Source organism: Paenibacillus catalpae (genome assembly GCF_900112695.1).
Lineage (GTDB): Bacteria > Bacillota > Bacilli > Paenibacillales > Paenibacillaceae > Pristimantibacillus > Pristimantibacillus catalpae.
In genome coordinates, this window is sequence record NZ_FOMT01000002.1 from 232,802 (window position 1) to 254,313 (window position 21,512).

The window sequence follows — 21,512 nt, forward strand, 5'->3', positions numbered from 1 at the left end:
TAATCTAAGCTGAGTTTTGCACTCCGAACAAGGGGGGACAGGCGGTCGACCGAGCCACGTTTTCAATGTCCAGCGGAACGCTGTTAGGCCATCCTCCACGATTACGTTGGATTTCATGCAACCTAATTAGTCTTGAACCGGGGTTAAAGCTGCCACGTTGGATGTTGTCCAACGAAATCAGCTGTTTTTGAAGCAAAGAGGCGATTAGAGCGCATTACGCTGGATGGAATCCAACGTAGCCTCTATTCGCCTCTTTAGTCTGGCAATTTTACTGGATGGAATCCAATGTAGCCCGAAGCGCAATAAAGGGGCTACATCGATTCAACCTCTTGCGCCATACTTATCCTTGAAGCCCAAACGCCTCAGCAATGAGACGATACGACTTCAAGCGAGCCTCGAAGTTATGAATCGAGCTCATAACAAGCACCTCATCCGCCTGGTATTGCTCGGCCATCTGCAGAATACCGGCTTTTACTTGCTCCGGAGTACCGATAATTCGGCGCTCGCGAGCGCGGTTAATCCGGTACAGATCGGACTCCGTATACGGATAATCGTAGGCGGTTTGCACGGACGGGAAGCTGATCTGATCGATGCCGTTCTCCAGCAGCAGGAAGAACAAGTCCGTGCTGAGCGCGAGCTCGTTCGCTTCTTCCTGCGTGTCTGCGCAGATCGCAAGCACGGCAATCATCGAATGGGGCTTATCATTAATGACGGAAGGCTCGAAGTTTTCCAGGTAATGCTTCATTGCAGTCTCGCCGCCCGGCGTCCCGAAGAACTGCGCGAAGGCATAGCTTGTGCCGAGCTGGGCTGCAATACGTGCACTCTCATAGCTGGAGCCAAGCAGCCAAACTTCCGGGATCTCCTCGATCGCAGGAGCGGCATGCAGATTGGCAAATGGATGGCCTTCCGGCTGTTTTCCTCGCAAGTATCCGATTAAATCCATAATTTGCTGCGGATACTTGTTAATGTCCACAAACTTGTTTTCCTGCAGAGCTCTTGTCGCCATCGGCATACCGCCCGGCGCTCGGCCAAGGCCGACATCAATCCTGCCGGGATGAAGGGCCTCCAGAAGCTTGAAATTCTCCGCGACTTTGTAGGAGCTGTAATGCGGCAGCATAATGCCGCCGGAACCGACGCGAATGCGTGAAGTGGCTGCTGCCAGATGGGCGATCAGAATTTCAGGGCTGGAGAAGGACAACATTCTTCCGGCGTGATGCTCGGAGATCCAGTACCGGCCGTATCCCAGCTTGTCGGCTTCTTGTGCCAGACGGGTTGTGTCAGCCAAGGTGGCGGCTGCGTTTAGTCCTTCGTTAATATGTGACTGGTCGAGAATACCCAGTTTGATCATGAGTGCGGCGCACCTCCCGTGCAATAAGTATATCCAACCTTGATTATACTCTAAATTGCGAACTGTTACAAAAATAAGTACAGTAGGCGTGATGGCCGCATCCCAAGGCGCAAATATTGACTTCAGGCGCTATAAAGGGTATTATTACACAAGCTTGAATACGAATAGTAAGGGTGAAAATCTTGAATTCGAAACTTCAAATTAAGAGCGTAACCTTAGCGGACAAAGACTTGAAATCCGGTTTATTCCAGTACATTATGACGCTTGCCGACGGCTCCAGAGCAAGACTTTTCTACAGCAACAAACCAGAGTGGCATCTGACAGGCGTAACCCGTCTGCTCAACGTTCCATGCCCGCTGTGCATGAAAGACTACTACTGCGGCTGCTTTGAGAAAAATGCAGAGCTGTTCGACCGTCAAGTGAATGAGAACGATTTTATTCCTGCATCCATGAGAGCTTAGGCTTTTTAGAGTGATTGAACAAACGGCTTCGTTTAAGCGTGAATCCGCTGCCCATTAGGGCGGCATCGGTTCAACGTTTAACGAAGCCGTTTTGTTATTCTTGGACAAAGCCGTTTTGTTTTGCAGCCTATTTTATTCCCGAGCTCCGCCTTCCACGATATCGAAGAAATAATGGGCAAGATCATCACAGGCGGAGGTTGGATCCAAAGATTGCGGTGCGCAGACTTGCAGGAGTGTGGCAGTTACCGGAAGCTGATCATTGCTTATCGGGTAAACGCCTTTCTCGTCAATTCCAAAGTTATTTTCGCCTTTCATCGCATAACTTCCTTGCATGCTATCGAGGGAAAGCTCTAGCTTCACATACTGATGATCTCCGCCGGTTGGCTTCAAATCCATCAACTTCAGGGTTTGTATCCGCTCAATGAAATGCTCCGCCATCATCTGCCTGGGGAACTGTACCCACCCGTCCGTTTTGTAGCGTTTGACCTCCACGGATTGATCCTCTGCACGGTACGTGGCAGACGTATGAAGGAAGCGGTCGGGTGCCGAATCAGGCTCTACGAATTCAAATTTCAGCTGCTTTATCTGACCATTTCCCGCGAGGACTGTCTCGAAGCTCTCAATTCTGGCATTATGGTTGACGGGCGAGCGGGCGGCAATCATTTTCCACACACCGTCAACCCCAAGCTCCTCCACCGATATATTTCGCATTGTCGTGTTCCGTAATTCGGGAGTCATCTTATTTTCAATCCAGGGTACAACCAGCTGCAACGCAAACATCAGCAAACCAAGCAGGGCAGCCTTATGTTTAACCGCGAGATTGGGCCTTGGCCTTCGGAAAAATAACAGGTATGCAGCAAAGCCTAGCGGGAGCCGCATGCTATTGATCGTGAATGTAAATCCTCCCAGCAGCATATGGCCGACGAGCTTCCATCCCAATCCGTTCTCGGGATCTGTGCGCTTGCGGTAAAGCATGACCAGAATGCCGATAACCAGCACGGTGAAGACGATGGGAAGCAAAATCCCGTAATACGAAGTGTTATATTTCTGGTATCCATACAAGTAAAAGCCGGAGAAGCGGACATTAGCCCCCTGCGAAAACTTGTCGAGCTCTGTCTCATTAATAGAAACCGAAGTTAAATTTCCCGGCCCCTCGCCTGCGCCATAAGTCCCGCCGAGTAAGTCTTCTCCGGTTGCATCCGTTATTATCCATTTGGGGTTTCCTGTACCTGTAAAAGGGTCGTTCGCCAGATGAGAAATCGACAGAAGCTGGCCGGAGGTTCTGCCTGGATGAGGAACAACATTCAATTGAATATAAAATTCCGTGTCGCGCCTGACGATCTTCTCCAGAATGATGTCCGAATCGAATTTTTTTGCAATAACCAGATCAAGCTTTGTCTCCCCGATCTCCTTCGGAATCCATTCCGGCTTCAGAAAGAAATCTACCGACATTTCCGCCTTAACAAGTGAGAGGCTATATCCTTTTTGGTTAATAATCCGATCGTAAACCGCCTCACTGCGGTTATGGTAAAGCCAGGATGCCGTGCACAGAATACTAAGCAAAAGAGCAAGTATCGAGATTTGTAAAATTATTTTCTTGTTCAACCTCACCATTCCCCGCTTTCTGTCCGGCCATAGAAGATAAACCTATCACTATATACAATGGAAAAACAAGGAAGGTTGCGGTGGGTTGTAAAATAACTCCCTTTAGCACTTACATCTCCTTCAAAGCCTTAACTCCAAGCATATGGAGCCCATCCTCGACGCATTCGGCCGTCAGGCGGACAAGCGCCAGCTTTGCGCTTTGCTCGGCAGTGTTGCCGGTAATGATCTTCTCATGATGGTAGAACCGGTTAAACGTCTGAGCGAGCTCAATCAAATAACGGGCGACAACGGATGGTTCATATCGCTGGGCTGCTTGGACGAGCACATCCGGGTAGCGCATCAAAGACTTCACCAGCTGCCAAGAGTAGTCGCCTTCGGTGTGCAGGTAATCGGCAGCTTCACTTTGAACTTGCTCCCCCGAATTTCCGCTTGCTGCCTTCCGCAGCAGGCTTTGCGTTCTGGCATAGGTATACTGTACGTACGGCCCGGTCTCGCCCTCAAAATTAACGACATCCTCTAGCGAGAAGTTCACCTCATGCAGCCGAGAGTGCAGCAGGTCTCCAAAGATGACGGCTCCAACGCCAACCGCTTCCGCAACCTCGTTCTTGCCGGAGAGGGTCGGATTTTTCTCTTCAATGATGCGTAGAGCATGCGATGCGGCTTCATCCAGAACATCCTCTAGGAAGACGACCTTGCCTCTGCGGGTAGACATTTTTTGCCCGTCCATCAGCATGAGTCCAAACGGGATGTGCTTGCAGGATTTAGCCCAGTCGAATCCCATTCGATTGAGCACCAGGAACAGCTGACGGAAATGGAGGGATTGCTCCGCACCTACCACATACAGCAGCTCCTCGCCTTGCATCTGGTCATGACGGTAAATCGCGGTTGCAAGATCACGGGTTGCATAGATGGACGAGCCGTCGGATTTTTTGATGATGCAAGGAGGAAGCCCTTCTTCATCCAGACGTACCACTAACGCGCCGTCGCTCTCTTCGAGCAATCCGAGCTGTGAGAGCTGATCCACCACGGCATCCATTTTATCGTTATAGAAGCTTTCCCCAAGATAGTGATCGAAGGCAACGCCAAGGCGGTCGTAGAGCTTATTAAAAGCTGCAAGGCTGTCCTCAATGAACATGCTCCAATAGCGGCGGGCTTCCGGGTCTCCGGTCTCCAGCTTGACGAACCATTCCCGTGCTTCCGTCTCGAGTTCCGGCCGGAGCTTTGCTTCTTCATGAAAACGGACATACAGCTCAAGATACGCTTTGATCGGATCTTCGGCTTTGTCCGCGGGACCACCCCAATGCAGATAAGCGGTAATCATTTTGCCGAATTGAGTACCCCAGTCCCCTAGGTGATTGACGTTAACTGTTTCGTAGCCTGCCTTGCCAAGCAGGTTGTAAAGTGCGTTGCCAATCATTGTAGAGCGCAGATGTCCGATGCCAAACGGCTTTGCGATGTTAGGGGAGGACATGTCGATAATGACGCGTTTGCCTTTGCCAATTTCCGGTATTTGCGCTCCGCCATTCTTCACGAATTGTCCTATCACCGCTGCGCGGTTGAACTTGAAATTAAGGTATGGACCGGCAGCGGATGTCGTCCACAGGCTGTTGCTTGGCAGGGAAGTTGCCAGCTGTCCGGCAATTTGCGCCGGGCTTTGCTTCATCAGCTTCGACAGGGCAAAGCAGGGGAAGGCGACGTCTCCAAGCTGCTCGTTAGGCGGAAATTCCAGAAGCTCCGCAATTTGCTGGCTGGATAGGGAGCAGTGCTCCGCAAGACTGGCGGCAATCATTTCTTTTAACATAAAGGTAAGCCTCCTGAAAAAATGGTAGCAAAAATAAAAACATAAAACCCCCGTCTCGTAAGAGACGGGGGTTAATCCCGCGGTGCCACTCTTGTTGCTTATAGGCAGGCAGAGGTATTAAATAAACGCGCTGCTATAAGCATCTCGCCGTTGTAACGGTACTGAACCGGGCAGGCCTACTGAAAATCGGTTCGGCGAGCCATCTCCCGGGTCCTCTTCGCAAAATGCGCCATCGCCGGCTTTCACCAACCCGGCTCGCTGCTTATGGTTATCATCCTGCTACTGTCCCGTTCCTCGATGTTATATAACGACCATCATACTTTATGTTATCTGAATAATCAATCTATTGCATCGTACGTTGGCTAAGAATTTGAATAAACGACTGGCAGGCCACAAAAGTCCGCATCACCGTAATCGGCTCGCCATCCTTATACAGGGCCATGGCAGGAACGGCGCGCAGCTCAAGCGGAGCGGCTGTCTGCGGGAACAGATCGATGTTAACCGAAGCAACGGTCATCTCGCCGCGAAGAGAAGGGATGGCGACCTCGAGCTGTCCGGCAATCGTATGGCAGGGGGTGCAGAAGGTACTTCGGTACAGAACAAGCACAGAGCCTCCGCTTGCGATTGCTTCCTGCAGCTGTTGATCAGTGAACTGGTTCAAAGACATAAGGTACGTTATCTCCCGGTTAGTAAGAATAAGATGATGCCCTCCATTGTATCATCCCAGCTTCAACTGCTCAATTGCTCCGCGAATGATACGGCAGGAAAAAGCCATCCGTTCATCTTCCTCCGGCGTCAAATTAAGCTCAACGATTTCTTTGACGCCGCTGCGTGTAATGATGGCCGGAACGCCTGCCGCAATGCCCGTCTGGTTGTATTCCTGCTCGAGGATGGAGGAGACGGCGATGATGCGGTGTTCATCGTTCAGAACGGAACGGGTAATGTAGGCCAGCGCATTGCCGATGCCGTAGTGGGTGGAGCCCATGCGGGTGTAAATTTCCCAGCCTGCGTTCTTGGTCTGCTCGGCAATTTCGTTCAGCTTGAGATGACCGAACCTGACCGGATGCTGGGTCAGAATATCCCGAATCGGCTTGCCGCCAATCGTCACATGCGACCATGCCGGGAATTGGGATTCTCCGTGTTCACCCAGCACGTAGCCGTGTACGCTGCGCGGATCGACGGAAAAATGCTCGCAGAGCAGTGTTTTAAGCCGGGCAGAGTCAATGGATGTGCCGGATCCTATAACCTGACTACGGGGTAGTCCTGACAGTTTCCACACGACATAAGTAACCACGTCAACCGGATTAGCCGCCGCGAGAAAAATACCGTTAAACCCGCTGCCCATAATCCGCGGAATGATATGACCATAGATGTCGGAGACCGCGCTTAGCATGCCCATCCGGTCCTGGCCCTTTGGCGGATAACCCCCGGCCGACAGAATAACGACGTCCATATCCGAGCAATCCTCATACGTGCCGGTATAGATTTTTGTGCGGGAATGGACGAAATCCATGCCATGCGACATGTCGAGCGCTTGTGCCCCTGCGCGGTCCTGTGTCCGTCCAATAAGCATGATCTCATCGCAAATCGACTGATTAATAAGGGAATACGCGCAACTTGAACCCACGTTGCCAACCCCGACGATCGCTACCTTGCGCGCTTTGCTTCTCATGCTCATCCAGCCCCTTACCCCAAGTGTTGTTACTTCTAGTATATGGGCTTGCATACCAATCATGTGACGGCGAAGTTACGGTCATGTTTGTCTTTCTTCCATATCGCATAGGCGGACGAACATAGGCTGTGAGAATGGCGCTTTCCGCCGCGCGACCATGCCAAAAGTCTTGCCCGCAGAAAGCGAAGATTAGTGTTTATGCGACCAAAAACTCCATGATACTACATAATACGACAAACATATTTAATATATTATATAGAGTAAAGAAAATGATGTGGGCTAGATAATGAAAGATATACCGATATTTTGTTTAAAAATCCAGCTTTTTTGCTCGAATACCCCCTAAAATCGTTCGTAGGTAGCATTGATTATATATATTAAATATATTATATTATCATATATGAAACCGCTTTCACTTTATGGGGGAGAGTTAACCGATTCCGCGATTGAAGTAGCAAGTTGCTTTAAGCCTAAGTTATTGCTTACGAAGTTTGAATTGTACCACTGGCAGAGCCTGGCCGTGGGTGTGTTAGTCATCTTAGGAGGTGGAAGAGACAATGATTGTGAATGAGGCAAAAGTCGAAGTCATGCCGATACCGAAAAAAAAGAGTCAAACTTGGTCAAGAGTTTGGAGTTTCAGGCATGCTTACTTGTTTATGCTTCCAGCTGTTATTTGGTATCTGGTGTTCAGCTATTATCCGATGTATGGCGTTTTGATTGCATTTAAAGATTTTAAGTACAACCTCGGAATAATGGGAAGTCCATGGGAGGGACTGCGGTACTTCAAGCAGTTCTTGAATGATTCCAGTTTTTATTCGGTCCTCAAAAATACATTGTCGATCAGCGGACTTAAGCTGCTGTTCGGTTTTCCAGCACCGCTTGTTCTCGCCTTAATGCTTAACGCCGTGATGCGCAGCAAAATAAAGCGGATCTTCCAAACGATTTCTTACTTGCCCCACTTTGTATCCTGGGTTGTTGTCGTAACCCTGATGCAAAAGATTCTTTCTCCCAACGTTGGTCTTGTGAATGACATCCGTGAAAAAATGGGACTCGATTCGATCTTTTTTATGGGAATGCCGTCCTTATTTTATCCTCTGGTCATCACTTCTGATATCTGGAAGGGGATCGGGTGGGGATCAATCATTTATTTGGCCGCACTCACCAACATTGATCCACATTTGTATGAAGCCGCGGAAATGGACGGGGCGGGCCGCTGGAGCAAGCTGTTCAAAATCACGCTGCCAACCTTGGTGCCTACGATCGGTATTCTGCTGATCTTCTCCTTAAGCGGCATTCTGAATGCCGGGTTTGACCAAATATGGCTAATGCAGACGCCTGCTACATTAAGCGTCTCTGAGATATTGGACACCTACGTGCTCAAGACGGGTATCCAGCAAGGACAATTCGCTTATTCCACGGCGATCGGCTTGTTCAAATCGGCTATTTCGCTGATCCTCATTATAACGGTTAACAAGATAGCGAAAAAGGTAAGCGACGTATCTTTATGGTGAGAAAACGATCTCTACATGAATCTAAAAGATTATGCTAATTCATTTTAGGATTATGCTTTCGAAGTATGAATCATCACAATGACCAGGATGGTCATTTGGGTGACAATTCATTTGAGAGGATGCTTACGAAGTATGAATTGCTTCACAATTCATTTCAGGAGGTGCGGGAATGGGCACGAGAAGAATGTCGACAGCCGATAAAATTTATTCGAGCTTGAATTACACCGTGCTGCTCATATTTTGCCTGACGGCACTCTACCCCTTTATTTATTTTTTAGCGCTTTCGTTCAATGACGGCTATGACGCCATGAAAGGCGGCATTTACTTCTACCCTCGAGTTTTTACGCTTGAGAACTACTCCAAGGCGTTTAATAATCCGCAGGTCTTAAATGCCTTTGCGATTTCCATTTCGCGGACTTTTATCGTTACCCTATGTTCCGTCATGCTGACTTCATTGCTCGCATATGGCCTTTCCCGGAAAGGTCTGCCCGGAAGGAAATATATCGTCTTTTTCTTCTTCTTTACGACCTTGTTCAGCGGCGGATTGATTCCGACTTTCATTTTGTACCGGCAAATTCATATTATCGATACGTATTGGGTGCTCGTGCTGCCCGTGCTGTATGACTTTTTTAACGCGATTGTGATGAAGACGTTCTTTGACGGGATCCCGCCAAGCTTGTCGGAGTCGGCCCGAATCGATGGGGCAAGCGAAATGCAGGTGTTTGCTCGAATCATTCTCCCGCTGTCCATGCCGGTACTCGCAACCATATCTTTGTTTGTAGGGGTTGGCGTATGGAACGACTGGTTTACCGGACAGTTCTTCATCTCGAAAGAAAACCTTCAGCCTGCGGCGACGTTTCTGAACAAGATGATAAGCGAAGCGTCCTTCCAGACCATGACGGGTTCAGGCGGCGGTTCGTCTATTCAGAACATGAGCCAATCCCAAATGGAGCTGCGGGGCGTAACGCCGGAAGCGCTGCGAATGACATTTGTCATCATCATTACCACTCCGATCCTCTGCGTGTATCCGTTCCTTCAAAGGTTCTTCGTAAAGGGTGTACTGGTAGGTTCGCTCAAAGAGTAGACGCGAGGGGATATAAGAGGCATTGCCTTTTATATATACAATTAAAAAATGAGAGGGGCTTGTCAAATGCGTAAAACCAGATTGAAAGGTTCAATTGGCCTTGCGGTTGCGATCCCGGTACTTGCGTTGTCGATGACGGCGTGCAGCGGTAATGGGGGGAACAACGAACCAAATGCGACGGCAGGAAACGCAACGAACACGGGGCAAAAAGAAACGGATGCACCCAAGCAGGTCACGTTATCCTTTCTGAGCGCCTGGAATGGCGGCGGAGCGGGCTTCCCGCAAGACCAGGTGAACAATCCGGTAGCAAAAGCGATAAGAGAGAAGACTGGCGTCACGCTCAAGATGGAATCGATCACGACAAGCGAAGTCGAGAAGCTGAATACGATGTTCGCTTCCGGCACGGTTCCGGATATCGTAAACGCTCCGTACTGGTCGACGACTGGCGGCGAAGGTCAAGTTATCAAGAAAGCCGCTCTGGAAGGCCAGCTTCTTGATTTAACACCCTATCTCGATAAATATCCGAATGTTAAGAGACTGGTCACAACCGGCATTGCCAAGGACTTTGCCGAGTTTGACATGAACAGTCCCGATCTGGAAGGCAAGCAGTATATTATTCCAACGGAAACGCCTGACGGTTCAATCGAAAGCATTCATAACTGGAATTATGGGCTTTTTGCCCGCGGAGATATTTTGAAGGCGCTGAATGTAAATGCGGCGGATATTGATACGCAGGAAGAGCTTTACGACTTGCTGGAGAAGATCAAAAACGGCAATTTCAAAGATATCAGCGGCAAGCCGGTGATCCCTGCCGGCACGATGCACAACGGTTGGGATTCCAGCCAATTCACGAAAGGGTGGACGGGTTACAATATTTCGGACTTCCGCGAGGAAGACGGCAAGCTGACCTTCTGGGCTTTATCCAAAGACGAGGAAGACAAGATGCTGTATATGCGCAAATTGATCAAGGACGGATTATTTGATCTTGAAGCGTTCAGCAATACCGACACGACAGCCAAAGAGAAGCTGACTACCGGCAAGCTGGCCGTATTTGGTGCTCAACCTCTGCTCCTCGATCTGCAAAAAACGCTGTATAAGACCAATCCGGAAATGCAATACGAGCTGCTTGGTCCTATGAAGAATAAGAACGGTGAAATCGCGACGCAGGTTGAGAAGCCGGGACGTTCCGGATTCCCTGCCATCTTCTTGAGCGCGAAGATCAAAGACCCGGATGCCGCACTTCGTTATCTTGATTTCGTAAACAGCGACGAAGGCCGCCTGCTCGCTTACTGGGGTATTGAGGGCAAGAATTATACGATGGTAGACGGAAAGCCGCAATGGATTCCGGACGTGAAAAAGCAATTTGATGAGAACCCGGACTTGAAGCGCGACGAGGGACTTAACTTCCTTCCGGGAAGATTCATCGGCGCATTCTCCGATACGGTGACATGGCCGAAAACGGATGATCAAAAAACGCAATGGGATAAGCTGGAGGAAAGCTTCTCGGCGAAAATGCCGATTAAAATTATTGATAAAGTAAGCGCGACTTATCTTGAAAGAGAATGGCCGAAATATCAGCAATATCGCGACAAGATAGGCGGCTTTGATTTTAACGCGGAATTGCAGAAAGCCTACTTCGCGAAATCGGATGAAGAAGCTTTGAAAATCCTTCATAACGCCCAAGAGAAATTCAAGGATGCCGGTGTCGAGGAAATGACCGAGTTTGTCGCTCAAAAAGCCGCAGAACGGGATGACATTGGCTACTAGGATACAAGAAGAATAAAATAAATAAACCGCCCGATAACTCGGGCGGTTTATTGTGTCATTGCTCAATTAGTATCTATTATGCGCGTCGTCACCGTCGCCGCGATATGCGGCCGGAGCCCATGCGGATCTTCGGCGCCGATCTCTTTGGCTTGGTGAAGACCGACTTCTTCTTCGTCGAAGAAGAGTCGCCGGTAATGACCTTGCCGGTCGAACCGGAGGAACCGCCGCTGCTGCCGGTGCCGACCGCAGAGGAATCGGCGTTCTTCGAACGTTTGAAGATCTTGCCGGTGCGGTTTACCGTCATTGGCGGTGCATTTTTCAAATCCTGATCGGTTGGCTTATGGTAGGTGGTCTGCGGTTTATAGACATCTTTCTGGGAGTAACCGCGATAATTGCCATGCCCGTACCTGCCGTTATCGAACAGATCGCTCAGCACGCTGGCAAGCAGGTAACCTTCCAGGAAGCTGCTGCTGTAATTATTGCGCACATATTCCTTGGAGTCGATCTCGATCAACGTATCCGCCGGATCATCAGGAGCCTGCTGGATCTGGATGACCTCATCGTTGTAGACGAGGAACATCCGCTCCGTGCTTTCCGCAGACTGCTGCTCCGGCTTCTTCTTATCGATAAGCTGCTGCGCGACCTCCGGAACGGTCTGGTCCGCTGCCCGGTAGACGTAAGATGTCTGGTTGCCCGAGCCGTTCACCGATTCAAGCGGATACTGCTCCTTTACGGTGTCGGAGATGGCGCAGGCTGCGAGCATTGGAACGATGAAACTGATTAATACTATGATTTTGATGCTATGAAGCCACCATTTCTTGCTCATCATGCTTCCTCCTAAAAAGAATTGCGAAGCAATTCTTACTTCGTAAGCATTAACTTAAAGAATTGCCGCATGCTTTTTGTGGCAATTCTACTTCGTAAGCAATCGCTAAAGAATTGCGAAGCAATTCTTACTTCGTGCCTTATGCGCCACGGATCACGCGGACATCAGCGGGGAGCACCGATTCGCCAACGTACAGCATGAAGCGTCCGTCCAGCCATTCCACGCGGAGCAGCTTCATATCGTCGGATTGATACTGCCATACATATTGCTCGCCGCCTTGCATGAACGGCGTTTTGCCGCTTGCCGCAATAACACCGGAGAAGTTCTCCTCCATATGGTATGCCCGGTCGTCGAGCTCAAGGGTTGTCGGCACCTCGTCAAAGGTATCGAGTCTTCCGTCAATCTGCTCGTACAAGGCATATACCGTTCTTTCCCGTTCCTCAATCGAGAGGTAGCGGATGTCTGTTCCGTCCTGCAGCGTCAGAACAACCGCATTCCGGCTGCGGTTCCGGCTGCTGCCTGTCACTTGATATGTCACCAGGGAGACTTCGCATACATCGCCCGGTGCCAGGGATAGAATGCTTTTCTCCGCTTTGACCGGTTCGGGCTTCGCCATAATATTTTTAATCCGTTTAAAAATACTCATCTAGGTTTACTCCTTCGTACGATTGTTCTTTTACACCGATCCGATGATCAGCGCGCCTGCGATATGAAGGGAACCAGCGATCAGCGCATAGCCGATCTTGCCCTCGTGAATGCCTTTATCCAGCTGAATGCCTGCAACAGCACCAAAAATAATACGGAAAATCGCTTCAACAATCAGAAGAGTAATAAACGATACAAGCGAAATGACAAGGGCTTCCCACATGTACGTTGCCTGTCCGATCGACGAGGCTAGAATATACGCCTGCGCACCCAGCTTCATCACAAATCGGATCGTTACAGCAATATTACCATCTTTCATTTCCTTAAAATCATGGTATTTCGTGGACAATGAGTCTAAGTACATGAGAACAAACAGCAGTAGCGCCCCAGCACCCGTCCACACCGGAATTTGCAATAAATCCGTCCAAGTCATGAATCTTTCCCCCAATAAAGTAGTAGAACCGCAAAATCCGCCGGCGCTGCCGTAAAAGCGATCGCGCCGGCGGACATCATACGTCAGTCCATTTTATTCCATGCGTAACTGGGCTATTCCTTCTTCTCGTATTGCTTGAGCAGGGCGGCAAGCTCATCTTCAACCGCTTTGTCCTTGCCAAGAGCCGCGAACTCGTCGTCAAGCGATTTGCCTTTGGATTGAGCCAGCTCGTTGCTTGCTTCGGCGCGAGCTTCCGCTTGAAGCATTTTTTCTTCCATGCGCTTCAGACCTGCAGATGCAGAATCGGAGCTGAAGCCAGCGAGCGATTTGTTGATATGCTCTTGCGCTTTCGCTGCTTGGTAACGGGCAACAAGCGTCTCGCGTTTATTCTTCATCTCGGTCAATGCTTTACGCATTTCGTCGAGCTTCGCACGCAGGTTGTCGGCCATTGCCTTGTTATTATCAAAGCTTGTTTTGTATTCGGCAGCTTTTGCTTCAGCCGATTTTTTCTCTTCAAGCGCCCGGCGGGCGAGGTCGATGTTCTGGGCTTGCGCTGCGATATGAGCCTGCTCGCCGCGTTTTTCTACCAGTTGAGCTTGCTCTTCATACAACTGCTTGAATTTTTTTTCGAGGGCAATTTGAGCGGCTACCGCTTTCTCAGCATCCTCAAGATCTTCTTGCATGTCACGGATATATTGGTCAGTCAGCTTGATCGGATCTTCCGCTTTCTCAATCAGAGCATATACATTCGATAAAGTAAGGTCGCGCAGTCGTTTGAAAATAGACATTTTAGACATCCTCCCGCAATTTTCAATTTTCAATATTGGATCTTGGAACTTATAACACCTACTTACGATTATACGCTTGAATTAGTTTCATTTCGATAGCTCGGGAAAAACTGGTCCGCCAGTGTGATTGAACCGAATTAACAATGTTTGGTAAAATGGAGCGGCAAGTTATTCCATCATACGAGGGAGATGAGCAGAAATGAGTCATGAAATCATTCGTCAATATGAATATCATATTTGGGCTAATAATCGGCTGTTCGATCATTTGAAGCAGCTTCCCGAGGAAGTGTATTCGTCAGAGGTGCAAAGCGTGTTCCCGTCTGTAGCTGCGGTGATGGAGCATTTGTATGTCAGGGACGAGATGTGGCTTGCCGTCATAACAGGGGAGAGCACGGATCTTGTTTCATTGGTGACCCGCCTGACGGAGGAGGTTAAGGGGCTCACAGCCTCTTCACTGGAAGAGCGATACAACCGCATTGCAGACCGTTTCCGCGATTATATGGCTGGTGTTGATGATCTGGACAAAGTCACCTCCATTACGCATCCGCGGGCTGGTTCCATGAATGCCCCTATATCCGGGCTGATTCAGCATGTTGTGAATCACGGAACGTATCATCGGGGGAACGTGACGGCTATACTAAGACAACAAGGTCACCCGGGAGTTGCAACGGATTATATATATTTTTTGTATAGCCAATTCAACTAATCCACAGGCTTATCCACATTATCAACATGTCTAATCCCCAATAATATGGAGGTTTACACAAAGTTAATAACATATCCACAGCAGAGGATGTCCACATAAAGACCTAGTCCGTAAGTCAGGTCATACATGCAAAAATGTAGAGATTTGTCGGAGGTTCTCACTTGAGATCATGGATTCGTTTGGAGTGGCTGATGGTTATCGCTGCAGCCATTGTCTTATTGCAGCTATTATTTCTCAGCCCAATCGGCGTTGCGAATAATGGCGACTTTTACCGCATGATGCTTGCTGGCGGCATTGATTTCGCCGATCCCGGCGAATCCTACCGGGACAAGTTTTTCGGGTATTTCCATAGCGTGTATCATTATGGACCGTTTTCGATCGGGAGTTATGTTTCCTCTCAAATTATCCCGGTCTTTATAGCGGGAATGGTCGGCAGGCTGGTCGATCCGCAGCAGTTCGACATTCGGATTTTGTCGCTTCTGTATACCATTCTGTATATCGCGGCTTTGTATGTAATCGTCAAATATAATAAGCAGCGTTCGATCGCTTTTAATACTGTCCTTATGGCATGCCTATTGCTCGTGTTTCTGGATATTGGGTACGCGGCTTATTTCAATTCGTTTTTCGGAGAAGCGGTAACGTTAATCTTTATGCTGCTTACCTTTGGACTTGCGCTGGCTGTGATCCGATCGGACAAGCCATCGATCTGGCTGCTTACTACATTTTTCTTATCTGCGGTATGTCTCATCGGCACGAAGCTGCAAAATGCGCCCATCGGCCTTTTGCTCCTGCTCTTGGGCCTGCGCTTCTGGAAACTGCGTACCGACCGGCCATGGAGAAGAACGGTAGGGGCTTGGTCCGCCGTTGTTCTGCTTGCAACGGTTACGATGTATACCGCCGCACCTAATGAGCTGAAGCATATTAACCTGTATCAGACCGTGTTCTTCGGCGTTCTGAAGAATTCGCCGGAACCGGCGGCGGACCTCAGGGAGCTTGGCCTTCCTGAAGCGTTTAAGGTAAACGCAGGGACGAATTTTTTTCAAGCAGATTCGGTTATCAGGCAAGATGATCCCCGTATTCTCGAAGCGCTGAAGGGGATTAGTCATAAAGATGTACTGCTCTATTATGTGAAGCATCCGGGCAGGTTCAAGCAAAAGCTGGAGCGTGCCGCGGAGAACGGGATGAGCATCCGGCCGCTTTATCTGGGCAGCTATGAGAAGGAGGCGGGCAAGCCTTACGGTGCGGTCAGTTATACTTATAGCGCCTGGAGTACGTTCAAGCTGAAGCATATGCCAAATAACCTTGGGTTTGTTGCGGCCTTCGCCGCTGTCTATCTCATTATTCTTGGGGTGGAATATGTAAGGCGAGGATCGGTGCGGCAGCGGCTGTATCTGGAAGCGTTGCTGGTGCTGGCGTTGGCCGGAATATTTGGCTTTGCGGTTCCGTTGGTTGGAGATGGTGAAGCGGATCTTGGCAAGCATCTGTTTCTGTTTAACGTCTGCTTCGATATGATGATGGTCGTTAGTGTGCTTTATGTGGTACATAGAATAGCAAGGCTTATTTCAGCGAAAAACTAAAGGCAGACAGCAGGGCTGTTCGGATGGAGAATCGTCTCCATGACGAGCAGCCCTGCTTTGTTTCTCGCTTACTTAACCTTGTGCGCCCGGACGGATACGGACGACGCCAATCTCGGAAGCGTTGATGGCAAACGCGTTGCCGCCTTGGTTAATAACGGCTTTTGCCGATTGACCAACACGGACGTTAGTTGTGCCAGAGCTCCATTTGACAACGTTTTTGTCAGCGGATTTTGTTCTTTTACGACCCATTCCAATCACCTCCTCGTCTGGCTTGGACGAATGAAGAGGCGGATTACCGTTTGCGTTTCTTTTGCTTCGCCAGCTGTTTCATAATTTGCACGTTTACGGCATTGCTCGCAAGCACGTTTCCGGCTTCAGCGGTTGCCGAAGCACTTTGATAAATATTAATGACGATGTAGTTGTTATGGCCGACACGGTACTTGTATGTTTTCACATTCTGATGAATCAAAGGGAGGCCTCCTCCTGATAGAGTGGAACTTGTTGTAGTCTATGAGAGATAGATAGATTCTGTCGCGGCTAATGGTAGGAATTGATGATGGCTTGCGCAGGAAAGTATCGGATGGGAAATTGATGAAGGTTACGCAGGAAAGTATCGAAGGGAGGAAATTGATCGGGTTACGCAGGAAAGTATCTCCTTCCGGTTGCTGTTGTTATCTTGATATTCTAATTGAATGTTCAGCGGTTATATCAAGACAACAAAGGCAAGCGCTTCGCTCCTCCACGAGATACTATTCCTACTCCACCTATCAATTGGAGGGGGGACAAAAAAGGGTGGAACAGGTTTTGAAATCCTGTTCCACCCTCTATTTCTTTATTAATTAATCGATAGGATACAAAGAGAAAATATCTCCTGGAAGAGTGTAACGCTTGCCTTTGAAATCGGGATAAAACCTTAACCCTCTACAATCCGATATCACGATTTCAACAGCAATTGGAAGGAGATATTTTCTCTGCAGGATCACGATCGATTCCCCCCACGATTAGAACGCCCAGTTGCCGTTCACAAGGATGGGCTCGCGGGTGCCGTCTTCGGTGATGCCGTAAAGATTGAGCTCGGCGGAGCCGACCATAAAGTCGGTATGCGCCATACTTTGGTTCAGCCCTCTTTCCAGCAGCTCTTCGCGCGACAAGCCGGCGCCGCCTTTGATGCAGGAAGCATACGCGCTGCCCAGCGCCAGATGGCAGGAAGCATTTTCGTCGAAAATTGTTTTATAGAATAAAATGTTCGAATCCGAAATTGGCGATGTATGCGGCACCAGAGCGACTTCACCGAGGAATTTTGCCGCATCATCGGTATCGAGCAGGCCTTTGATAGCTTCTTCGCCTTGCTCTGCCTTGAAATCGACAACACGGCCGTTTTCGAAGGTGAACGAGAAGTTATCCACGATGTTGCCGTTATAGCTGAGCGGCTTTGTGCTGGAGATCGTTCCGTTCACGCCGGTACGAAGCGGAGCCGAGTAGACTTCTTCCGTTGGCAGGTTTGGTACGAACCAGGTGCCTTGCTCATTTTGCTTGCTGCCGCCGAGCCAAATCTGATCTTTTGGCATTTCGAGCGTCAGGTCAGTGCCCGGGGCTACATAGTGGAGATATTTGTAGGCTTTATCGTTTAAGTATTTCGCTTTGGATTTCAGCTGTTTAATATGCTCTTCCCAAGCTGCGATTGGATCAGGCTGATCGGCACGCACCATTTGGAAGATGGTATCCCATAGCTTTGTAACCTGCTCTTCCTGCGGAAGATCCGGGAAGACTTTGGCTGCCCAGGCAGCGGAAGGGGCTGTCGCCAGCGACCAAGTAAATTTGAAGGACTGCGCCATTTGACGGTATTTCTCGCTTGCCGTTCGAGCCGTGCGGTCAGCCGTACGGATGCGCTCCTGCGGCACGCCGCGTAGCAGATCGGGATCGGCGGAACCGATGGTAATGGAGGCAGCGCCTTTTTCAGCCATCTCGGTTTTTTCTCCGGCTGACCATTTTGGCTCCTCCAGGAAGGATTCGAGTGGCGCAAGATCATAATGAATGCGGGATACGGCGTCGTCATGCCAGAATACCTTCACTTGATAAGCGCCGGCTTCGTACGCTTTTTTCACAACGAGTCGAACGAGCTCAGGCGCGTCAATTGTCGCATTAACCATAACTGATTGCCCTTGTTGTATGTTTGCTCCGATTTTTACGATGATGTCCGCATAGTTGTTTAATTTTTGCTCAAAAGTCAGCATGGGCTTCATTCCTCTCTCGCTTAAGTTATGTATAGTTTCCTGTGGATCCTATAGCTATAGTATGAACTTATTTCGTGCGGATTTCAAAAGGATAGAGGTCAGCTTGGTTTGGTTCAAAGACGGGTCGGCGTTATAATAGCTAGGTAGGCGTTAACTGAGAAACGGAGTGAAGAAGCATGGAATCGATCTGGCAAAAAAGAAAAGGGCAGCTGGCTGCTTATTTGAAAGAGAACGGCATTGATATCGCCTTTATTACGTCTTCGACGAATGTATATTATTTCACGGGCTTTTACTGCAACCCGCATGAGCGTTTTCTGGCATTGGCGCTGGATGCGCGAACCGGCGAGGAGACGCTGTATATGCCGTTGCTGGATCTCTCGGGGGCTGAGCCGTTTGGCGGGAACGGCAAGCTGGTTCCTATCTCGGATACGGAGAATGCTTATGAGGTGCTGAAGCAGCATACGGCCTCGGGAGTAACCGTTGCGGGAATTGAGAAGGAAGCCGTATCGATCGCGAAGGCCGAACGGCTGCAGGAAGCTCTCGGCGGGGCACGCTTCGTTGATCTGGAAGACTTCATTCTGTCGCTGCGCACGAATAAAAGCGAAGAAGAAATCAGCAAGGTGCAGGATGCCGTTATTATGGTGGAAAAGGTCGTTGCCCACGCCGCTTCCCATGTGAAGCTTGGCATGACGGAGCTCGAACTGACGGCGGAAATTGAGTACCAGATGCGCAAGCTTGGCGCAGACCGCCCGGCGTTTGAATCCATCGTGCTTACTGGCGCCAGATCCGCACTTCCACATGGCACTCCAGGATATGAAACCATTAAGCATGGCGACTTCGTGCTGATTGATATTGGTGTGCAAGCTGGCGGTTACTGCTCGGATATTACAAGAACGTTCGTGATGGGCGAGGCTTCAAAAGAGCAGCGGGCCATCTATGATACGGTATTGGCAGCCAATATAGCAGGTATAGCGGCATCGAAGGCTGGCGTTACCCTGGCTTCCGTTGATAAGGCTGCACGTGATGTTATTGAGCAGAAGGGTTTTGGGCCGCTGTTCACACACCGCCTTGGTCATGGTTTTGGCATGGATGTGCATGAGCAGCCTTCGGTCTCCGGGCAAAACCAGTCGATTATTGAGCCGGGCCTGCTGTTTACGATTGAGCCGGGTATTTACGATCCGGTGATCGGCGGCGTCCGGATTGAGGATGATGTATACATTCAAGCGGATGGCTCCGTACGAGTGCTGACCAGTTATCCGAAAGAGCTGATTTTGCTGGGGAACTAAGTTCGGGGGGGAATGAGAGCTGCTGAATTGGTGCTGACGGATCCCATCCATGCGTACCTTGCAGTTAATACAGGATAATGTGGTGAAATAGGGAGTAGTGGCAGGATATGCTGTAGGGAATGCAGTATATTTCGCTATTTGGGGTTAGATTGGCACGTACGGAGCCAGATATGCTGCATTCCGTGCAGGATATCTGAGGTAGCTGGGCGGATATGGACTAATATGCTGTATTCTGTGCAATGTAAGCTAAGCGTCCACATGTACCTTACGGATGCTTACATGTCGCCTCGCCTTCACAGGGGCTGTCTTACATCTCATACGTTGGATTCACTCCAGTATAAGTGAAAGAAATGAGCCTCAATAGACCAAAATAAGCTGATTATACTGTAGACAATCCAGTATAGATCGAGTTACCGGGGAAAACGCCGCATTATACTGCACCAAATCCAATGTAGCTCTTTCCGCGTTGAGCAGTGAGGAATCCAGTAGAAAATATAACGGGCTAATGACTCGGGGACAGCCCCATTTGCTATTGGAACCGACAAAACCGGAAGTCCTCGTGCCTTGCTGCTGAACCCATAGCAATCGAAAAAGTCTCATGCCCTCTGCAAGCCCAATGGCTGCCTGAATTGATATTTGCTTGCCGACAAACATAAATCCCCCACGGGTTCCGTAGTAGGGGATTTGATATTTGCTTGCCGACAAACATAAATCCCCCACGATTCCGTGGGGGATTTATGTTTGCGGCTACTTCAACACATTCTTCAAAACCAACATCAGATTGGCCGGTTTCTCGGCCAGTCGGCGAGTGTAATACGGGTACCACATCGTGCCGTACGGGACGTAACAGCGGACGCGGTAGCCCTCCTGCGCAAGCTCGGCTTGCTTGCCCATCCGAAGGCCGTAGAGCATCTGGAATTCAAAGGCATCCTTCGAAATGTTGTTCGCCGCGGCGAATTCCTTGGTGAAGTTAATAACCTTGTCGTCATGGGAAGCAACAGCCGTGTATAACCCGTTCGACAGGCGATGCGCAATAAGCTTCTTGAAGTTGTTGAGCACCTGACCCGCACTCTGATAAGCGACCTCCGGAGGCTCTTTATACGCGCCTTTTACCAGCCTTAGATTAACCTTCTCCTTGCTCAGAGCCTTCACGTCTTCCTCCGAACGGTGCAGGTACGCCTGAATGACGGTACCGACATTTGTCATCCAGCCGGCATGAAGCTTCCGTACCAGATCAATGGTTGCCTGCGTATAAGGCGTATCCTCCATATCCAGCCGGACAAAAATCCGGCTGTATTTCGCCTCCGACACTACCGCCCGGATATTGGCGTGACATTGCTCCTTATCCAAAGAGAGGCCGAATTGCGTAGGCTTTAGCGAAACGTTAGCGTTTACTTTTCGCTTCGCAATCTCGCGAACAATCTTTAAGTACTCATCCCGGTAGCCTTCAGCCTCCTTAAGATCCCTGATTCCTTCTCCCAGATGGTCCAGCGTTACCATGATGCCCTGCCCGTTCAGCTCCTCCGTCCGATTCATCGCTTCTTCCAGATCGTCGCCGGCGATGAATTTGGAAGCGAGCTTGCGGCCATAGCGGATGGATAGATGCTCCACAAGCTTGTTGTTCGTGATGGTCAACAGTGTTCGGCGGTAAAGGCCTGCACCCATTGTCTATCGCTCCTTTCTATATGACTTCCAGATTGCTCCGCTTATCCAAGACTTTCGGTTTTCCGAAAAGTCTTTCATGGCTCCGCCTATTCAAGACTTTCGG

Annotated in this window: 20 protein-coding genes and 1 other annotated feature; of the genes, 7 read left to right on the top strand and 13 right to left on the bottom strand. The window is 49.5% G+C overall.

Annotation, left to right across the window (positions count from 1 at the left end):
• Positions 1–340 precede the first annotated feature (340 nt).
• Positions 341–1,348 (bottom strand): LLM class flavin-dependent oxidoreductase, encoded by a 1,008-nt coding sequence (locus BM200_RS08790; protein ID WP_091184049.1) that lies wholly within the window; start codon positions 1,346–1,348, stop codon positions 341–343.
• A gap of 182 nt (positions 1,349–1,530) precedes the next feature.
• Here BM200_RS08790 and BM200_RS08795 point away from each other — a divergent pair, with 182 nt between their 5' ends.
• Positions 1,531–1,809, top strand: coding sequence for a hypothetical protein (locus tag BM200_RS08795; protein ID WP_091184050.1), 279 nt, complete (start codon positions 1,531–1,533; stop codon positions 1,807–1,809).
• A gap of 132 nt (positions 1,810–1,941) precedes the next feature.
• On the opposite strand, the gene BM200_RS08800 is transcribed toward BM200_RS08795, so the two are convergent.
• The 4 genes from BM200_RS08800 to BM200_RS08815 all read right to left on the bottom strand — a co-directional run bounded on the left by BM200_RS08800 (position 1,942) and on the right by BM200_RS08815 (position 6,887).
• On the bottom strand, positions 1,942–3,414 hold the full coding sequence (locus BM200_RS08800; protein WP_139230767.1) for a hypothetical protein: 1,473 nt from the start codon (positions 3,412–3,414) through the stop codon (positions 1,942–1,944).
• Positions 3,415–3,523: 109 nt separating this feature from the next.
• Positions 3,524–5,215, bottom strand: coding sequence for an arginine--tRNA ligase (gene argS, locus BM200_RS08805; protein WP_091184055.1), 1,692 nt, complete (start codon positions 5,213–5,215; stop codon positions 3,524–3,526).
• A 57-nt stretch (positions 5,216–5,272) separates the two neighbouring features.
• Positions 5,273–5,519: a binding site (T-box leader), on the bottom strand.
• Between the two features lie 39 nt (positions 5,520–5,558).
• Positions 5,559–5,882, bottom strand: coding sequence for a thioredoxin family protein (locus BM200_RS08810; RefSeq protein ID WP_091184056.1), 324 nt, complete (start codon positions 5,880–5,882; stop codon positions 5,559–5,561).
• Between the two features lie 51 nt (positions 5,883–5,933).
• Positions 5,934–6,887, bottom strand: coding sequence for an L-lactate dehydrogenase (locus tag BM200_RS08815; RefSeq protein ID WP_091184059.1), 954 nt, complete (start codon positions 6,885–6,887; stop codon positions 5,934–5,936).
• A 557-nt stretch (positions 6,888–7,444) separates the two neighbouring features.
• On the opposite strand from BM200_RS08815, the gene BM200_RS08820 reads away from it, so the two are divergent.
• The 3 genes from BM200_RS08820 to BM200_RS08830 all read left to right on the top strand — a co-directional run bounded on the left by BM200_RS08820 (position 7,445) and on the right by BM200_RS08830 (position 11,249).
• The gene (locus BM200_RS08820; RefSeq protein WP_091184061.1) at positions 7,445–8,398 is read left to right on the top strand and encodes an ABC transporter permease; all 954 of its coding nucleotides are present in this window, start codon (positions 7,445–7,447) and stop codon (positions 8,396–8,398) included.
• A 169-nt stretch (positions 8,399–8,567) separates the two neighbouring features.
• Entirely contained in the window at positions 8,568–9,482 is a 915-nt protein-coding gene (locus tag BM200_RS08825) for a carbohydrate ABC transporter permease (protein WP_091184063.1), read from the top strand.
• Positions 9,483–9,548: 66 nt separating this feature from the next.
• Complete coding sequence (locus tag BM200_RS08830) at positions 9,549–11,249, top strand: extracellular solute-binding protein (protein WP_091184065.1); 1,701 nt, start codon at positions 9,549–9,551, stop codon at positions 11,247–11,249.
• Positions 11,250–11,337: 88 nt separating this feature from the next.
• Here BM200_RS08830 and BM200_RS08835 read toward each other — a convergent pair whose 3' ends face one another.
• The 4 genes from BM200_RS08835 to BM200_RS08850 form a co-directional block, all read right to left on the bottom strand.
• On the bottom strand, positions 11,338–12,075 hold the full coding sequence (locus BM200_RS08835; protein ID WP_091184067.1) for a DUF4247 domain-containing protein: 738 nt from the start codon (positions 12,073–12,075) through the stop codon (positions 11,338–11,340).
• A 139-nt stretch (positions 12,076–12,214) separates the two neighbouring features.
• On the bottom strand, positions 12,215–12,721 hold the full coding sequence (locus BM200_RS08840; RefSeq protein WP_091184069.1) for a DUF4178 domain-containing protein: 507 nt from the start codon (positions 12,719–12,721) through the stop codon (positions 12,215–12,217).
• Positions 12,722–12,751: 30 nt separating this feature from the next.
• Positions 12,752–13,153: a DUF350 domain-containing protein gene (locus BM200_RS08845; RefSeq protein ID WP_091184071.1), complete on the bottom strand. Its 402-nt coding sequence runs from the start codon at positions 13,151–13,153 to the stop codon at positions 12,752–12,754.
• A 113-nt stretch (positions 13,154–13,266) separates the two neighbouring features.
• Positions 13,267–13,941, bottom strand: coding sequence for a PspA/IM30 family protein (locus BM200_RS08850; protein ID WP_091184073.1), 675 nt, complete (start codon positions 13,939–13,941; stop codon positions 13,267–13,269).
• Between the two features lie 199 nt (positions 13,942–14,140).
• Here BM200_RS08850 and BM200_RS08855 point away from each other — a divergent pair, with 199 nt between their 5' ends.
• Positions 14,141–14,647 carry a DinB family protein gene (locus BM200_RS08855; RefSeq protein ID WP_091184075.1) on the top strand — a complete coding sequence of 169 codons (507 nt, stop codon included), beginning with the start codon at positions 14,141–14,143 and terminating at the stop codon, positions 14,645–14,647.
• A 161-nt stretch (positions 14,648–14,808) separates the two neighbouring features.
• Complete coding sequence (gene wsfD / locus BM200_RS08860; RefSeq protein WP_245772956.1) at positions 14,809–16,224, top strand: glycan biosynthesis hexose transferase WsfD; 1,416 nt, start codon at positions 14,809–14,811, stop codon at positions 16,222–16,224.
• Between the two features lie 72 nt (positions 16,225–16,296).
• On the opposite strand, the gene BM200_RS29940 is transcribed toward wsfD, so the two are convergent.
• From BM200_RS29940 to BM200_RS08865, 3 genes are all read right to left on the bottom strand, one after another.
• Positions 16,297–16,473: a hypothetical protein gene (locus BM200_RS29940; protein ID WP_175532800.1), complete on the bottom strand. Its 177-nt coding sequence runs from the start codon at positions 16,471–16,473 to the stop codon at positions 16,297–16,299.
• Between the two features lie 43 nt (positions 16,474–16,516).
• A complete protein-coding gene (locus BM200_RS29945) occupies positions 16,517–16,693 on the bottom strand; it encodes a hypothetical protein (protein ID WP_175532801.1) in 177 nt (58 codons plus the stop codon).
• A 532-nt stretch (positions 16,694–17,225) separates the two neighbouring features.
• Positions 17,226–18,458, bottom strand: a complete 1,233-nt coding sequence (locus BM200_RS08865; protein ID WP_091184077.1) for an aminopeptidase — start codon at positions 18,456–18,458, stop codon at positions 17,226–17,228.
• A 176-nt stretch (positions 18,459–18,634) separates the two neighbouring features.
• On the opposite strand from BM200_RS08865, the gene BM200_RS08870 reads away from it, so the two are divergent.
• Positions 18,635–19,744 carry a M24 family metallopeptidase gene (locus BM200_RS08870; RefSeq protein ID WP_091184080.1) on the top strand — a complete coding sequence of 370 codons (1,110 nt, stop codon included), beginning with the start codon at positions 18,635–18,637 and terminating at the stop codon, positions 19,742–19,744.
• A gap of 747 nt (positions 19,745–20,491) precedes the next feature.
• Here the strand turns inward: BM200_RS08870 and BM200_RS08880 are convergent.
• Positions 20,492–21,409 (bottom strand): proline dehydrogenase family protein, encoded by a 918-nt coding sequence (locus BM200_RS08880; protein ID WP_091184084.1) that lies wholly within the window; start codon positions 21,407–21,409, stop codon positions 20,492–20,494.
• Between the last annotated feature and the right edge of the window lie 103 nt (positions 21,410–21,512).

Bases quoted from the DNA above. Each gene is read 5' to 3' on its own strand.
- BM200_RS08790 (WP_091184049.1), bottom strand. From the start codon at position 1,348: ATGATCAAACTGGGTATTCTCGACCAGTCACATATTAACGAAGGACTA.
- argS (WP_091184055.1), bottom strand. From the start codon at position 5,215: ATGTTAAAAGAAATGATTGCCGCCAGTCTTGCGGAGCACTGCTCCCTA.
- BM200_RS08810 (WP_091184056.1), bottom strand. From the start codon at position 5,882: ATGTCTTTGAACCAGTTCACTGATCAACAGCTGCAGGAAGCAATCGCA.
- BM200_RS08815 (WP_091184059.1), bottom strand. From the start codon at position 6,887: ATGAGAAGCAAAGCGCGCAAGGTAGCGATCGTCGGGGTTGGCAACGTG.
- BM200_RS08820 (WP_091184061.1), top strand. From the start codon at position 7,445: ATGATTGTGAATGAGGCAAAAGTCGAAGTCATGCCGATACCGAAAAAA.
- BM200_RS08825 (WP_091184063.1), top strand. From the start codon at position 8,568: ATGGGCACGAGAAGAATGTCGACAGCCGATAAAATTTATTCGAGCTTG.
- BM200_RS08830 (WP_091184065.1), top strand. From the start codon at position 9,549: ATGCGTAAAACCAGATTGAAAGGTTCAATTGGCCTTGCGGTTGCGATC.
- BM200_RS08835 (WP_091184067.1), bottom strand. From the start codon at position 12,075: ATGAGCAAGAAATGGTGGCTTCATAGCATCAAAATCATAGTATTAATC.
- BM200_RS08840 (WP_091184069.1), bottom strand. From the start codon at position 12,721: ATGAGTATTTTTAAACGGATTAAAAATATTATGGCGAAGCCCGAACCG.
- BM200_RS08845 (WP_091184071.1), bottom strand. From the start codon at position 13,153: ATGACTTGGACGGATTTATTGCAAATTCCGGTGTGGACGGGTGCTGGG.
- BM200_RS08850 (WP_091184073.1), bottom strand. From the start codon at position 13,941: ATGTCTATTTTCAAACGACTGCGCGACCTTACTTTATCGAATGTATAT.
- BM200_RS08855 (WP_091184075.1), top strand. From the start codon at position 14,141: ATGAGTCATGAAATCATTCGTCAATATGAATATCATATTTGGGCTAAT.
- BM200_RS29940 (WP_175532800.1), bottom strand. From the start codon at position 16,473: ATGGGTCGTAAAAGAACAAAATCCGCTGACAAAAACGTTGTCAAATGG.
- BM200_RS08865 (WP_091184077.1), bottom strand. From the start codon at position 18,458: ATGCTGACTTTTGAGCAAAAATTAAACAACTATGCGGACATCATCGTA.
- BM200_RS08870 (WP_091184080.1), top strand. From the start codon at position 18,635: ATGGAATCGATCTGGCAAAAAAGAAAAGGGCAGCTGGCTGCTTATTTG.
- BM200_RS08880 (WP_091184084.1), bottom strand. From the start codon at position 21,409: ATGGGTGCAGGCCTTTACCGCCGAACACTGTTGACCATCACGAACAAC.